The organism is Pseudomonas sp. Wu6 (assembly GCF_019891515.1).
Lineage (GTDB): Bacteria > Pseudomonadota > Gammaproteobacteria > Pseudomonadales > Pseudomonadaceae > Aquipseudomonas > Aquipseudomonas orientalis_A.
In genome coordinates this window covers 1-334 of record NZ_JAFLXH010000107.1, presented here as the reverse complement: position 1 = coordinate 334, position 334 = coordinate 1, and the positions used below count along the sequence as shown (strand labels likewise).

Here is a 334-nt window from a genome sequence, read left to right as displayed (position 1 = left end):
AGTGGTATCGACCACATCGGTAATGGTGGTAACCGCAGGCGTAGTGCTCGGCACCAGGTTTTCAAAGTTGCCGCCGGTAGCACCGGTAATGGTGGTGCTGACGGTCGAACCGTTAACGTAAACGTCGTTGGCCGGCGTATCGACAACAACAGTACCCGTCGACTCACCCGCCTTGATGGTAATCACCGAGCCATTGCTCAAGGTGACGCTCACCGGGGTTTGTGCCGGGTTGGTCAGGGTCGCGGTGTAAGTGATCTGACCGCCTTCGGTGACGGTCGAACCGGCCGTCAGGGTGACAGTGGTGGTATCGACCACATCAGTAATGGTGGTAACC

Annotated in this window: 1 protein-coding gene; it reads right to left on the bottom strand. The window is 57.8% G+C overall.

The genetic code is table 11. The features are described 5' to 3' along the window. Window positions 1-334, bottom strand: a 334-nt coding sequence (locus tag J1G34_RS26990) for an immunoglobulin-like domain-containing protein (RefSeq protein ID WP_347709510.1), incomplete at both ends; no start/stop codon positions are given.